The following is a 15,475-nucleotide window of genomic DNA, read 5'->3' as shown; positions in this document are numbered from 1 at the left end:
TCAATAATAAAATGCGATACTATAAATTACTATTTTTCGGTCTTGTTGTATTTGGAAACTTAAAGGCTTACAGCCAGGCCCCGGCAGATTCTGTGCTTACTTTACAGCAGTGTATTGATCTTGCAATTAAAAATAACCTCAGTGTTAAAACAAGCGAATTGCAGATGCAGACACAGGAAATTGCCTATAACCAGGCACGCGAAAACCTGCTGCCGTCGCTTAATGGCAATGTGAGCCACAATATCAGCAACGGCCGTAGCCAGGACCCTACAAATTATAACTATGTAACACAGCAAATTACCTATGCCCAGTATAACCTGAACAGTAACCTGACATTGTTTAATGGCATGAGCCTTATCAACAATATTAAACGTTACTCACTGGCATACCAGGCCGGTAAAATGGACTTTCAACAAGCTAAAGATCTTGTTACGTTAAACGTGATTACTGCCTATCTTCAGGTGCTCGACAACGAGGACCTGCTGAAGGCAACAGATATACAGGTTGAACAGGCGCAGAGACAGGTAGACAGGCTGGTTATATTGAATAAAGACGGTGCCACGCCACCTGCTACGTTATATGATTTGAAAGGAACATTGGCAACCAGCCAAATTGGAGCTGTTAACACCAAAGCCGCAATGGGGATTTCAAAGATTAACCTGTTGCAGATCATGAATGTGCCGCTTAGCAAGGATATTAAACTTGCCCGTTTATCGGCCGATCAATTACCCGGCAGTTATGATAAAACGGCCGATGAGATTTATACCAAAGCGCTTAATGACCTGGCGTTGGTTAAAGCCTATGATCTGCGCTTAAAAAGTGCCGAAAAAGAAGTGAAATCTGCAAAGGGGGCTTTGTGGCCTACTATCTCGGCGTTCGGATCATTGGCAACCAACTACTCAAGCACCGGTAATACAGGATATTATTCGCAGTTGAAAAATAATTACAGTTCGGGCTTTGGAGTTGGGTTAAGCATACCTATCCTTAACTATTTTCAAAACCGTAACAAAGTGGCCCTTGCCCGGATCGACTTGCAAACCGCAAAATATAATAATGACTTTACACGGATCCAGTTAAAACAAAATATCGATCAGGCCTATATTAACATGACGTCGGCCCTTGAACGTTATCATTTGCTGCGCGATCAGGTGGATGCCTACGGCGAATCGTACCGTATTGCTGAAGTTAAATTTAATTCGGGAGCAATTACTTCGGTTGATTTTGTGATAGCCAAATCAAATTTCGATCAGGCTAATACAAACCTGATCAATGCCCGGTATGACTATTTTATCCGCACCAAAATACTTGATTATTACCAGGGGAATTTAGCGCTGTAACAACAGATTCTTTAAGATTAACAAAAGCCTATACTTTTATCTCAGATTATCAGTTAAATATCTGGTTGAACTTTTACCGAACTTATCGGTTAGGTTTAACCGGATATTTCTATTTTAGCGGCAGTTTTGCAAACAATATTGTTTTCATAAACTTAATACATCATCCAAACACCTAATAAATATGAAAAAATCAATTTTACTCTCATTATCTATTTTTTTATTGTCAATCGGCGTATCTAAAGCACAGGTAATCCCAAGTTTTTCTTTTGGCTTGAAAGGCGGTCTAAATTATTCAACTTTCCCGTCGAACGGAGTCTTTAACAATGATAACAAAGCCGGTTACCAGGCAGGTGCCTGGGCAAGGATTGGTGGCTTAGGCTTAATTTTTCAACCTGAGCTTTATTATACTGATAAAAGCGTAACTGTAAATTACGGAGGCGTTTCAAATAAACAAAGTTTTAAAAGCTTTGATGTTCCACTACTTGTAGGAGCCAAGGTTGGAGCTTTAGGTTTAGGTGGTCGCTTTTACGGTGGCCCGGTTCTTTCTTTTACTACAAGCAAGGACAACGCTTTTAAAGATGCAACAGCTTTACGATATAAAGATGCTAACTATGCTATACAGGTAGGTGCAGGTGTTGACATCAGCAGCCTTTCTATCGACCTTCGTTATGAAGGTGGTTTAAACAAAATAGCCTATGGTAATGATAACTCTCATACCCGTGTGAGCCTATTTAGCCTTGCTGTAGCTTACAAATTATTCTCATTATAATTCTTCGACCACTTCAAAATATACAAACGACCCGCCGGAAACGGCGGGTCGTTTTGTTCGAAATCAAAAGATGTAACTATTGTTCCGGGGTTTCGCAATCGATTGCATATTTAGTATCATACTTTAGCTTGTGATTGACAAAATAGTATTATACTTATTGTACAACGTACACCTATATTTATTTGCCATTTATGCACCTGTTATCTGTTTAAACGCGGATTATTGGTGTTTCCTAAAATTAAGGGCAGATGAAAAAGTATCTTCTCCATTCCATCAAATTTTTATTTGTGCCGCTGCTGATTACCGGCAATGCTTCTGCACAGCAAAAAGACACAACTTCGAAGCTTATCAGGCTAAATCAAATAGGATTTTATCCTGTCGCTGTAAAGAAGGCTATAGTTTTAAACGATAAGGAAGGCGACTTTTTTATCCAAACCGTTCAAAAGCAAACGGTATTTGCGGGGAAGCTAAAACCTTCGTTAAAGCCTAACTTTGCCGGGCATATTGTTCAATCGGCAGATTTTAGCGCGTTCACGAAGCCCGGTCGTTATGTACTATATGCTCCATCTGTTGGTTATTCTTATCCTTTTGAAATTAAAGCATCTGTTCATACCCCTGTGGCTGCAGCCGCTATTAAAGCTTACTATTTTATGCGTTCCGGCACAGCCTTGCCCGAAAAATACGCCGGCAAATGGCGCAGGGTTGAAGGGCATCCCGACACCGTAGTGCTGATCCATCCATCTGCCGAAAGTGAGGGGCGAAAAGCAGGTTCAATAATTTCATCGCCTCGCGGCTGGTATGATGCCGGTGATTATAACAAGTATATCGTGAATAGCGGTATTACTACAAGTACACTGCTTTCTTTGTATGAAGATTTTCCGGCTTACATGAAAACAGTCAGGCTTAATATCCCCGAAAGCAGTAACAAAATCCCGGATGTTTTGGATGAGGTACTTTGGAACCTTCGCTGGATGTTGACCATGCAGGATCCTGCCGATGGCGGTGTTTATCACAAACTTACCAATGCGGCTTTTGATAAGTTTGAGATGCCTGATAAAGATAAGTCACCACGCTATGTGGTGCAAAAAGGCACTGCCGCCACGCTTGATTTTACAGCTGTTATGGCCCAGGCTTCACGGATTTTCAGACATTATCCCAAAGAGTTACCGGGTCTGGCTGATTCATGTTTAAATGCTGCTCAAAAAGCCTGGGAATGGGCGGTTAAAAATCCGCAATCAGCCTACCGTCAGGAAGAAATAAACAAAAAGTTTGAACCTAAGATCACCACGGGCGCTTATGGTGATAATAATTTTACTGATGAGTTTATTTGGGCTGCATCGGAACTGGTAGCTACTACCGGCAACGCAGATTATCTTAAAAATATCAATCTTGTACCAGATAATAGGATGCCGGTGCCCACCTGGTCGCAGGTTAGGTTGTTGGGTTATTATACGTTGATAAAAAATAATGTTACCGACAAGGCTGTCCCTGCGATTTCCGAAATCACGAAAAATCTTATCAGTACAGCCGATGATATGATCAGCGGGGTTGATTCAAACGCCTATCAAACGGTAATGACAAAATCCATAAGGCATTTTGGCTGGGGCAGTACATCCGAAGCTGCAAACGAAGGGATCCTGCTTATTCAGGCTTATAAACTAACTCACAGCAAAAAATATCTGAATTACGCTTTGGCTAATCTGGATTACCTGCTGGGCCGTAACGGTTCTGGCTATTCTTTTGTTACGGGATATGGAACTAAAACGCCGATGCACCCGCACCATAGGCCATCGGCTGCAGATGGGATAGTTGATCCGGTGCCGGGTTTGCTGGTTGGCGGATCAAACCCCGGCATGCAGGATGGCATCCAGGTGCCGTCGAAAGTACCTGACGAAGCTTATATCGACGACGAACGCGCTTATGCTGCAAACGAGATAGCCATCAACTGGAATGCGCCGCTGGCTTACCTGGCTAACGCCATGGAAGCTTTACAACACGAATTAGATAACCATTGATCAACTAAATAAAACATAAAACCTCACGACATGAAAAAACTCTACATTACAATGATTGGCCTGGCCTTTCTCAACGGGCTGTGCTATACAGTGCAGGCTCAAAAGAAGCCGGTTGCTGTCAGTGCTACCGATAAAAAGGTTGATGCCCTGATAGCCAAAATGAGCCTTGAAGAAAAGGTCGGACAGATGACCGAAGTTACTTCTGATGTTGTCTCTAAATCAGGTGGCGGCGCTCATGAACTTGATCCTGATAAATTGAAAGAGGCTATCATGAAATATCATGTTGGTTCGATATTGAATGTTACCGGAACAGCCTATGAACGCAGCCATTGGTATGATGTGATCTCGCAGATTCAGAAAGCGGCCGATCAGGATCGTTTAAAAATTCCGGTTATCTACGGTATTGATGCTATTCACGGTGTTACATATACTGTTGGCAGCACTTTATTCCCGCAGGAAATAGCTTTGGCTGCAACCTTTAACAAAAGTCTTGCGCATAAAATGGGGGAGATCACTGCCTATGAAACCCGCGCAAGTTATATCCCATGGAATTACTCTCCGGTGTTAGACCTTGGCCGCTCGGCTTTGTGGCCGCGGATCTACGAAACGCTTGGGGAAGATCCTTATGTGGTAAAAACAATGGGTGCCGAAATTATTAAAGGATATCAGGGTAACGATGTAGGTGATAAATACCATGTTGCCGCCTGTATGAAACATTACCTCGGCTACAGTTTCCCGCTGAGCGGAAAAGACCGCACCCCTTCATGGATTCCCGATCGTTATATGCGCGAGTATTTCCTTCCGTCATTTGCCGAAGCCGTTAAAGCAGGGGCTAAGACGCTGATGATCAACTCGGGCGAGATAAATGGCGTACCCGTTCACGCAAGCAAATATCTGCTGACTGATGTTTTGCGCGGTGAACTGCATTTTGACGGTATTGCTGTAACCGACTGGCGAGATATCCAATACCTGCATGACCGTCACCATGTGGCCGCTACCCAAAAAGATGCTGTAATGATTGCTGTAAATGCAGGCGTTGATATGAGCATGGTACCTTATGACTATACTTTTTATACTTATCTGATTGAACTGGTAAAAGAAGGTAAGGTATCAATAGCCCGGGTTAATGAAGCCGTTCATCGTATTTTAAAGGTTAAATATGAGCTTGGCTTATTTGAGCGCCCGGTTGGCAACCCTGATGACTATCCTAAATTTGGATCGGATGAGTTTAGGCAGGCCAGTGTACAGGCCGCTAATGAGGCTATTACATTGTTAAAAAACAATAACCATGTGCTTCCGCTTAAAAAAGATATTAAAGTACTGGTAACCGGCCCTACGGCAAATACCATGCGTTCGTTAGATGGGGGATGGAGCTATACCTGGCAAGGCGACTTGTCGGATAAGTTTGCTGCCGGGAAGAACACGATACTGGAAGCTATCCAACAAAAAATAGGAAAGGATAACGTAACTTATGCAGCCGGGGCATCTTTCGACAGTCTTCAAAATATAGATGAAACCGTAAAAGCCGCTAAAAATGCTGATGCTATTGTACTTTGCCTGGGCGAACTTTCCTACACCGAAAACGTAGGTAATATTGATGATCTGAACCTTCCCGCTGCGCAAACTCTATTGGCTTTGGAACTTGCTAAAACAGGCAAGCCGGTAATCCTTGTATTAGCTGAGGGCCGCCCCCGTATTGTTACCGATGCCGAAAGTAAATCTGCCGCTACCATTATGGCCTATCTGTCTGGCAATGAGGGAGGGGATGCTATTGCCGGTGTTTTGTTTGGTGATGTAAATCCATCGGGCCGTTTATCAATAACGTATCCGCGTTATCCTAATGCGTTGGTTAACTACTACCGTAAAAATTTAGAAAATGGTAATCCCGACGATAAACACGGCTACAATCCTTTATATGAATTTGGTTACGGCCTCAGCTACACCACTTTTAGCTACAGTAACCTGCAAATCAGCAAGCCCGAACTTAAGGATAACGAAACGCTGACCATATCTGTAGATGTTAAAAATACCGGTCAGATGGAAGGTAAAGAATCAGTGTTGTTGTATATCAGTCAGCTTTATGCCAGTATCGCACCTGATACCAAACGCTTGCGTGCTTTTGATAAGATCAGCCTGAAACCTGGCGAAACTAAAACGGTTACCTTTAAAATAGCCCCGAAAGACCTGGCCTTTGTGAACGATGTAAGTAAAACAGTAACCGAGGCAGGAGAGTTTAAGATCCAGCTTGGTGATCAAACACAAAGTTTTAATTACGTATCTGCAAAAGATCAACCGTCAAGAACTGGCAGGTTGTAAGGGGGGGATTAGGATTATAAGAAAAAAGCGCTTCCAATCAGTTTTGGAAGCGCTTTTTTGCTTTTAAAGACTTACGAAGCTTCCAAAACTTTGTAAGTCTAAATTAATTTCTTTTGAAACTTGCGCTCGTTTGTAACGAGTGCTTAATGTGGGTTTGCGATTGTATCGCTTCCGCTTACGTTATAAACGTAAGCCCATGGTAAGCACTCGTTACACGAGCGCAAGAGCTTACTTCACCACCTCAACCCATTGGCCTTTTAATAAGCTGCTGATCTGGTTATTATACATAGCCTCGCAATAAACCGCCGGTAAATAGTATTTGCCGGTATAAGCCGCGTTAAGCATCACGTAATAAGTTGATTCCTGACCTTCGTTTAAGCTGAAATAAGTATTCACCCTGTCGTCACGAATATCGCGGTAATCAGATGGCGACGATTTAAATGCTTCATCACCAAGCAGGCGGGTATTCAAGATCTCCCAACCCGAAGGGAAGATCTGGGTGAGGGCGAGGTTGTCATATCTGCCGCGTTTGCCGGGGTTTTTGATGTTCACCTGGGCTACAAAGTCGGTACCCTGTTTTAACGATGAAGGATCTATCGGTTTACCTTTAAGCGAGAAATAGCCTACCCGCATTTGTAATACATCAGGATTGAGGATCGATTGGGTATCCTGTCCTGACGACGGCTGTCCTTTTTGTATTAGCCTTATGTACAATTTGTTATTGCTATTGTTTTTAAGGTAAACTTTACCGCCGTTGCCAGCCAATGCACCCTGCCATAAATACGAACTTGTGCTAATGGTAGCTTTAGCACTGCCGTTAGCATAGTTAAATTCAAGCTTGCCTGCTGGTTTGTTTTGCCCATAGAACTGCGCTAAAGCTATTAGTGAATAAGCTGTGGTTTGAGTGCTGTACCAATCATCCTGCGATAAACGTGCTGCGACAGTGTGCACCAGTCCGGCGGCCTTTTGTTTTTGCTCCAGCAGGGTAAGGGTTTCGAGTATCATTGCCTCGTCCCTTAAATCGGAGCCATAAGTGCCATAAAGACTATTATATGGTTTAACAGTGGTCGATAACTTTGCTATCATCCTTAATCCAACTTCAGGCTGGCCGGCGAGTTTATAAGCTGCGGCAAGGCGCCAGGCTGCTGCGTCACTCAATAATGCAAACTCACGCAGGCGGTTCATTGCACCCATTTCGGGTGAACGGGCGAGGGCCAGCAAGTATAAGCGGTAAGCCTGTGTAAGGTCATCCTCATAATAGTATGGTTGCTTGCGCGGTGCCCAGCTCAGCGCCTTTTCTTTCTGGTATTTTTTCCAGCGGTCAATAAAGCCTATTGGCATGCTGAATCCTTTTGCCTGGGCGGCCAACATGAAATGCCCGGCATAATTTGTTCCCCATTCATCGGCCTCGCCGCCGTAAGGCCAGTAACTTAAGCCACCGCCCTGCACCTGGAAGCCGTTGAGCCTGTTTATGGTGGCTTTGATATTACGGTCGGTTTCGGCCCTTTGTTTTGGCGAAAGATCAAGCAATTGGTTCAGGTACAATTGCGGGAATGCCGAAGAGGTAGTTTGCTCAACACAGCCATGCGGGTATTCAATCAGGTAATCCAAGCGTTTTGAGAGGTTTAACGGCGGGATGTAAGCCACCTCAAGTGTTGCTTTATTGGTACCGTTAATGCCAACAGGCTGGTAATCGATATTCCATACTTCACCAGGAGCAAGCTCTTTTTGAATAATGCGTGTAACCGGTGGATTAGGATTGCGCACATTGAGATCAACATCATAGGCTGCTGTTTCCGAACCGCTTTTGGCAATTATTTTTACTTTGCCTACGCCAACAAAATCCTTAACGTTCAAATCAAAAGTTACCATTTGGTCGCCGGGCTTATCAAAAGTAAGGGTTTTCTGGTTGTTGCCGCCGAGGTTGCTGAAAGCATTGCTCTGTACCTGTATGCTTACGAATTTAATATTGTTTTCCATAGCAAACACGGTAACCGGCAATTGAATGCTTTCTGAAGGGCCAAGCACACGCGGCAGGGTAGCCAGGATCATCAAAGGTTTTTTAACAGCTACAGATTTTTCGGCAATGCCGTATGCTCCGTTGTGTCCCGCCACTATCATCGCTTTAACAGAACCTACGTATTGCGGCAAGATAAAGCGCTGTGTTTGTTTTTCGCCGGCATCGAGGTGGAATGGTCCAAGGAATTTTACAACGGGCTTAAAGCGGTTTACAGACACGTTTTTGTTATTGCCGAGGTTCCCGTCACCACCTATGCTTAAGATACGCTCCAAGCCACCGCCAAATGCACCTATTACATAGTCAAACAGGTCCCAGGTTTTTACGCCTAAAGCCTCGTGAGCATAAAAAGTATCATGCGGATCAGGTGTTTTGTAATTGGTGATGTCTAACAATCCCTCATCAACAATTGCAATGGTGTAAGTCATTTCTTTGCCAGATGCTTCCGATACCGTAATGGCCGACTGTGTTTCGGGCCTGATCTTATCAGGCATATTGATGATAGGTTTCAGGATCGTTTCGGGGTTTTCAACCTGCAATGGGATGGCGCCATACATGCGGATGGGCAGGTCATTAACCGTTTGCGAATGTTTTTGCAACAGTGTAACGTTCACAAAAACGTTTGGCGCCATTGTTTCATCAACCGTAAATGTATAGCGGGTTTGCCCTTTCCTGGTATCTATCCACGCTGTTTTTAAAACTTTGCTGCCATTTTCAAAACTGATCAACGCGCGTCCGGACTCACCGGTTGGGATGGTCAAAGTAGCCTCATCACCAACTTTATAAGTTGATTTATCTGAAGTAAAAGATAACATCGCTGCTTCAGTAGGATTGGTTGATTGTAACCTTTCCGACCAGTTTGGCCAGTCAACGTAAATGATCTTACCTGTTGAATGGCCGGTTTGTTCATCTTTAACTTTAATAAGGTAACGGCCCCAGTCAGCTTTGTTGATGTGCAGGTTCCATTTGCCTGTGCCACCTGTAAGCCTCACGGTTTCTGTTTTGATGAGCTTGTTATATTTATCCTGTGTAAAGTTGCTCATTTCATTGCCGGTTTGATCCCACCACCAACGCCATTGCACTTTGTATAGCTCAACCTGTACATCGCGGCTGCCCGGCAGGGGGTTGCCGTTCACGTCAACATCGGCAATGTCAACTAGATGATCTTTATCAGTAACCAGCATTCCCGACAAGTCGCTGCCTTCGGGGGTTTTTATGCCCACGTAGCCCTGATAAACGTTATAAGGCATGCTAACCTGGTTTATGCTGAAGTTGCCGCCCGGCTCAAATACCTTAACCAGGAAATTTGCACGAAGCTGCCCCGGGGCTTGTTTCTCTACGTTTACATTTGCATCGACATCAGCTGTGCCGGTTTCACTCAGCTTGCCGTCAAAAACGGTTTGTACCTGGGTATTAAAGGCTAGTGTAGGATCGTCAAAAACATAATCCTTATATTTTTTGAAGCTTGTGTTTTGCGCGGATAGATAAGCATCAACTTTAGCTTTTAAGTTTTGTGCTGCACCGCCAAACAGCCATTGTGCGCTTAGTTTACCGTTGGCATTGTTGCCCTTGGTTAATTCTGCAGCTCCGCCGAACGACAGGCTAAGCTTGAGCCTGTTAGGCATTATGGTTTCAACCTTTATCTTTTTCTCAAACGTAGCACCACCAACTTTAACTTTGGCTGTCCAGTTGCCGGTAGGGGATGAGGTTTCGGTTGCCGTATGGAAACTGTAAAATCCATCTAAACTTTTAGTTTGGGTAATGCGCCTGTAAAGCTTATCACTTGGGTCATACAATTCAAATTCAACAGGATGATCGGGAGGCAGGGTTTTTAATTTGTCCTCGAGAATAAACGATGTATAAATGGAATCCCCCGGACGCCAAACGCCGCGTTCGCCATAAATAAATCCTTTGAGGCCGTTTTGTACTTCCTCGCCACCTACGTTAAACCTCGACAGAGGTAAAGAGCTGCCATCATCCAGCTTTAAATAGCCGCGTTGTGTACCTTTTTTTGCTACCAATAAGTATGGTTTTCTCTTCAGATTAAATTTGGCCAAACCGTCGCCATCGGTAGTGGTTTTGTAGATCACTTGTTTCTGATAGTCCAGCAGTTCGATATCTGCATTATTCATAGGCTCGGCACTCAGGATATCGGTAACGGCTATCAGCATGCTGTTATCATTACCCCGTTTGGCGATAAGGCCGATGTTTGATGAAATGATATTACGGGTAGCCCAGCGCTGTTTGCTGTAATACGAATCTGTACAGGCGTCGTCACGTTCCTGCCAGTTATAACCTTCGGGATAATAGTTGTCATAACGCTTCCAAAAGTCGTCGTCTTCATCACTTACTTTTGATGTATTATCGCTGTAATCACCACCGTAATAACCGCCTTCTTCGTCATCATCGCCATTATCTTTTTGAACCTTACCACTGTTGATCTTGCAGTTGAACAAGGAATATGATCGCCTGAAGCCGATAACCACCCGGTAGATGGCACCAGGTTCGGTGCGAATCATCTGGTCAAGATCGAGCATAAAACGATTCTTCTTGTGAAGGTTAAGACCTTTATCGGTGTCTAACCGGATCGTTTTTTGTACTATAGGCTTGCCAACTTGCCTTAATTCGGCACTGCCGTCAAGGCCATTGCTTTGAAAATATTGAGGTACGTTGTTTTCATAGATTTTGATGATCGTAACATCAACCGCATTGAGGTTAACTGCTTCAAATGGCATCATGATCCGTCCCGAATCGGGGAGGATAACACCTTTGCCGGGGATAGTAACAGCAGGCAGTCGGTTCTCAAAAAACAGGTTTGCGGTGTAGCCTCTGGTGATCCTTTTTAAAAGCGTGTTTTTTATCCCTTCATTTACGGTCACCGTATAATCACCTTGTAAGCGATCCGGGGCATAAACTTTTACCAGGCTCCCATCAATGCTGTATGCCGGATCAGTGATATTATTGATGCTGATAAGGCCGTTAAGTTCTTGTCCAACTAAAATGTTATCCGAAAACTGTACTTCAACGTATTGGTCGTTATCCTGAACGGCGCGGATATTCAAAACTTTGAAATCGCCAATTGCAGGAACTTCAAAATTTTGGCTGCCTTTTTTATCGACGCCAATGCTGCTGCCGTCCCAATTGATAACAAGCGGACTGGCTTTGCCAGCTATACGGGTTAAGCCGGTTATGGTAAAATGATGGTTTTTATGGGCTGCGTCATGCTCCCAGTTTATTTTAGCCGGCGAATCATAATTAGGTACGATAAGTTTATCAACAGCAGAGGGATCTTCAGCGTCGGCGGTTTGAATATCGCCTGTAAGCTTCATTTCAGTATTTGAAGTACTGCTGGCTGTTTGCATGCCAATAAATGACACGGTAAAATCGGGTTGGATAACCTGGAAGTTAAACTTAAAGTGCTCAAAATGGCCCGGCACTTCAATAAGTTTGCTTAATTTAAAATCAGCAGTGTAGTTTTTACCGGGATCGAGTTTTTCATCAGGCCTGAACTCGATGGTTCGGGCATCTGTCCAGATGGCTTTTCCTTTTATAGACGGAGAAAAGTTGAAAAGATCTTCGGTTATTTCTTCATTTTGCTGATGCGTTACCTGAACATCACTTGCCAGTCTGATCCGGATAGGGCTCTGTTTGGAAACAACGCCCGTTGTGTACGATTCGATATACTTACTGAATGCGGGATCAACAACCGTTTTTTTGTGACCACTCGCTATCAGGTATACAACGAGTAAAACAAGCGCAATGGTAGTAATAACAGTGATTAAGGTTCGGCGTTTGCGGAACTGACTGTATCCGTTTTCCATGAAATAGGTTTATTTATTATCAGGTAAATTATAAAATTTATGACAATAAATAATTTAAAGCGAAAATTATTTTATCATAACTCCGGGCTTATTTAAAACCGGGATCTTGATAAAATTCATCTCCACAATACTTTCAGGAAGGAAAATAAATTTCTTGTCGAAAATGTCTTTACCGATATAATAGCTTAGCCAATATTCGTTATTGAGGCCGAAAGTTTGCTCATCGATAGGCTCGATAAGCTTATACGCTTTACTGTCAACAACAGGGATCATATGCCGCAGGGTAGAGGTTTTTACCTGCTCGCCGTCCTTTTCACCATAACCTTTTGAGGTAATGAGCACATTTTCAATAGGCTCATTTTTAAGATTGATGAGATATACATACCATACCTTACTTTCTACACTTTCGCTCTCCAATGCTACTGCAATAGCAATATCCTTTACATTATTTTCGGGCAGGTCTTTTTTCATTCTTTTAGTTGGTTGGGTTGATTGAGTTGATCAGGTGAGTAGTTTTCAGCATGCCTACCAAACCATTCACTTAATCAACCCAATCAACCATGCACTTTATAATTTATTTTTTCTTCGGGGCCGCTTTCTTCTTTGCCGGAGCTTTTGTAGCAGCTGGCTTCGCTGCCGCGGCAGCTTTACCAAAGCGCCCTTTTTTAGCGTCCTTCGGTGTTGCATCAGCAAGTGCCTTGCATTCTTTGTAGGTAAGGGTTAAAGGGTCTTTATCTTTAGGGATCTTAACGTTCAGCTTGCCAAATTCAATATATGGCCCCCAGCGGCCGTTCAGTACTTTAACGTCCGGATCTTCATCAAAAGATTTGATCAACTTTTCAGCATCCTTTTTGCGCTTTAGGTTAATGAGCTCAATTGCTTGCTCTTCAGTAACATCATGTGGGTCGATTTCTTTAGGTAGCGACACAAAGGCACTGTTGTGGCTGATATAAGGCCCGAAACGGCCGATAGCTACTTTCATTACTTTGCCTTCATATTCGCCTACGACCTTCGGCAATTTAAACAGTTCAAGGGCTTCTTCAAGACTAATGGTTTCGATGCTTTGTCCGCTACGAAGACTTGCGTACAGCGGTTTTTCTTCGTTTTCTTCGGTAGCACTTTCACCAACCTGAACAAAGGGACCAAAACGGCCGATGCGAACAGAAACTTTCTTCCCGCTTTCGGGGTGGATACCTAATTCACGTTCGCCGGTTGCTTTGTCGGCCTTTTCAATAGTGCTTTCAACTTCCTTATGGAAGGGGTTATAAAAATCGTGGAGCATTGCAGTCCACTCTTTCATTCCCTGCGCTATTTCGTCAAATTGCTTTTCAACGCTGGCCGTGAAGTTAAAATCAACAATATCCTTGAAATATTGTACCAGGAAATCATTTACAACAGCACCGATATCAGTAGGGAACAGTTTCCCGCGTTCGGCACCTGTGTTCTCTGTTTTTTCTTCTTTTACAATGCTGCCTGCTTTCAGCGTTAATACCCTGAAATTACGTTGCTTGCCCTCGCGCTCTTCCTTAACCACATAACCACGGTTTTGAATGGTTGAGATAGTAGGGGCATAGGTTGACGGGCGACCGATACCAAGCTCTTCAAGTTTTTTCACCAGGCTTGCCTCAGTATAGCGGGCCGCCGGGCGGGAAAAACGCTCTGTGGCCGACATTTCCTGTAAAGCTAAACGCTGACCTTTGGTTAAAGGCGGCAGTATTGCATTTTCGCCATCCTGTTGTGGTTCGTCCTCGTCATCTTTCGATTCAAGATAAACTTTCAGGAAGCCGTCAAACTTCATTACTTCCCCGTTAGCTACAAGGTCTTCACTACGGGTGGAGATACCGATTTTTGCAGTGGTTTTTTCAAATTGGGCTTCGCTCATTTGCGAAGCAATGGCGCGTTTCCAGATTAGCTCATATAAACGCTTTTCTGCCGATTCGCCATCGATAGAATGATTATTGAAATATGTTGGCCTGATTGCTTCGTGCGCTTCCTGCGCACTGGCATTTTTAGTTTTGTATCTTCTTTGCTGATGGTATTTTTCGCCATAGGCAGATACGATCTCGCTTGCAGCTGAATTTAAAGCCAGTTCAGAAAGGTTTACCGAATCGGTACGCATGTAAGTGATATAACCCGATTCGTAAAGCCTTTGTGCAACCTGCATAGTGCGTGCTACGGAATAGCCCAATTTACGACTTGCTTCCTGTTGCAGGGTAGAGGTGGTGAATGGCGCTGCCGGCGAGCGTTTGGTTGGCCGGGTTTCTAACGATTTAATATCGAAATCCGCCGCGATACAATCATGTAAAAACTTTTCAGCTTCTTCCTGTTTTGCAAAGCGCTCGGGCAATTCGGCCTTGAAAGCTTCTTTGCCTCTGCCAAATATGGCTACTATTTTAAATGCTGCTTCTGATTTAAATTTATTGATCTCACGCTCACGATCAACAATAAGCCTTACTGCAACTGATTGTACGCGACCGGCTGAAAGTGATGGTTTTATCTTTTTCCATAAAACCGGCGAGAGTTCAAAACCTACCAGCCTGTCTAAAACACGGCGGGCCTGCTGTGCATTAACCAGGTTATAATCAATTTTACGCGGAGTATCTATTGCTTTTAAAATGGCCGGTTTGGTAATTTCATGGAATACGATGCGTTTGGTATGCGTATCTTTCAAATCCAGTGTTTCGTACAAGTGCCAGGAAATGGCCTCACCTTCGCGGTCCTCGTCCGATGCGAGCCAAACCATTTCGGCTTCCTTAGCTAACTTCTTTAATTCGCTAACTACCTGCTTTTTATCTGCAGGCACCTCGTATTTTTGTTTAAAGTTATTAGCTATATCAATTGCATCTTCTGACTTAACAAGATCACGGATATGCCCGTAGCTGGACTTTACTGTAAAGTCCTTTCCAAGGTAACCCTCAATGGTCTTAGCTTTTGCAGGTGATTCAACTATCAGTAAGTTTTTGGCCATTTAATCAGTTTTAGTTTTTGCAAATAAAACATAAAGTAAGCGAAACACCAATTAGTTTTTGGTAAAAGGTGTAAAAGTTGAAGGTAAATTATGTTTTAAGTTGAGATTTTTGCGCGAAAATGCCTCTGAAAATTATATTCTTGCAAAATAACTAAACTGATTTTAACAAAATGATAACAGGCGACTACGGCACCTCTTGTTTTTAAGTTCAAAGATTGCAAGGAAAAATTGT

Annotated in this window: 7 protein-coding genes; 4 read left to right on the top strand and 3 right to left on the bottom strand. The window is 43.5% G+C overall.

What is annotated here, in order from left to right:
• The first annotated feature begins 11 nt into the window (after nucleotides 1-11).
• The 4 genes from AC59JO_RS09125 (at nucleotide 12) to AC59JO_RS09110 (ending at nucleotide 6,437) form a co-directional block, all read left to right on the top strand.
• The gene (locus tag AC59JO_RS09125) at nucleotides 12-1,337 is read left to right on the top strand and encodes a TolC family protein (protein ID WP_413667780.1); all 1,326 of its coding nucleotides are present in this window, start codon (nucleotides 12-14) and stop codon (nucleotides 1,335-1,337) included.
• Between the two features lie 181 nt (nucleotides 1,338-1,518).
• Nucleotides 1,519-2,106: a porin family protein gene (locus AC59JO_RS09120; RefSeq protein ID WP_497304832.1), complete on the top strand. Its 588-nt coding sequence runs from the start codon at nucleotides 1,519-1,521 to the stop codon at nucleotides 2,104-2,106.
• A 248-nt stretch (nucleotides 2,107-2,354) separates the two neighbouring features.
• The gene (locus AC59JO_RS09115; protein ID WP_497304830.1) at nucleotides 2,355-4,121 is read left to right on the top strand and encodes a glycoside hydrolase family 9 protein; all 1,767 of its coding nucleotides are present in this window, start codon (nucleotides 2,355-2,357) and stop codon (nucleotides 4,119-4,121) included.
• Nucleotides 4,122-4,151: 30 nt separating this feature from the next.
• Nucleotides 4,152-6,437, top strand: coding sequence for a glycoside hydrolase family 3 N-terminal domain-containing protein (locus AC59JO_RS09110; protein WP_497304828.1), 2,286 nt, complete (start codon nucleotides 4,152-4,154; stop codon nucleotides 6,435-6,437).
• Nucleotides 6,438-6,665: 228 nt separating this feature from the next.
• Here the strand turns inward: AC59JO_RS09110 and AC59JO_RS09105 are convergent, their stop codons facing one another.
• The 3 genes from AC59JO_RS09105 to topA all read right to left on the bottom strand — a co-directional run bounded on the left by AC59JO_RS09105 (nucleotide 6,666) and on the right by topA (nucleotide 15,243).
• Nucleotides 6,666-12,275 carry an alpha-2-macroglobulin family protein gene (locus tag AC59JO_RS09105; RefSeq protein WP_497304826.1) on the bottom strand — a complete coding sequence of 1,870 codons (5,610 nt, stop codon included), beginning with the start codon at nucleotides 12,273-12,275 and terminating at the stop codon, nucleotides 6,666-6,668.
• Nucleotides 12,276-12,341: 66 nt separating this feature from the next.
• Entirely contained in the window at nucleotides 12,342-12,746 is a 405-nt protein-coding gene (locus AC59JO_RS09100) for a hypothetical protein (protein WP_090525388.1), read from the bottom strand.
• Between the two features lie 103 nt (nucleotides 12,747-12,849).
• Nucleotides 12,850-15,243, bottom strand: coding sequence for a type I DNA topoisomerase (topA, locus tag AC59JO_RS09095; protein ID WP_497304824.1), 2,394 nt, complete (start codon nucleotides 15,241-15,243; stop codon nucleotides 12,850-12,852).
• Nucleotides 15,244-15,475: the final 232 nt, after the last annotated feature.

Source organism: Mucilaginibacter sp. A5337 (assembly GCF_059690695.1).
Note: the sequence above shows the minus strand (reverse complement) of the source record. Positions and strands in the feature narration are given on the sequence as shown.

Coding starts and splice junctions, on each gene's coding strand:
- AC59JO_RS09105 (WP_497304826.1), bottom strand. CDS start 12,275: ATGGAAAACGGATACAGTCAGTTCCGCAAACGCCGAACCTTAATCACT.
- AC59JO_RS09120 (WP_497304832.1), top strand. CDS start 1,519: ATGAAAAAATCAATTTTACTCTCATTATCTATTTTTTTATTGTCAATC.
- AC59JO_RS09110 (WP_497304828.1), top strand. CDS start 4,152: ATGAAAAAACTCTACATTACAATGATTGGCCTGGCCTTTCTCAACGGG.
- topA (WP_497304824.1), bottom strand. CDS start 15,243: ATGGCCAAAAACTTACTGATAGTTGAATCACCTGCAAAAGCTAAGACC.
- AC59JO_RS09100 (WP_090525388.1), bottom strand. CDS start 12,746: ATGAAAAAAGACCTGCCCGAAAATAATGTAAAGGATATTGCTATTGCA.
- AC59JO_RS09125 (WP_413667780.1), top strand. CDS start 12: ATGCGATACTATAAATTACTATTTTTCGGTCTTGTTGTATTTGGAAAC.
- AC59JO_RS09115 (WP_497304830.1), top strand. CDS start 2,355: ATGAAAAAGTATCTTCTCCATTCCATCAAATTTTTATTTGTGCCGCTG.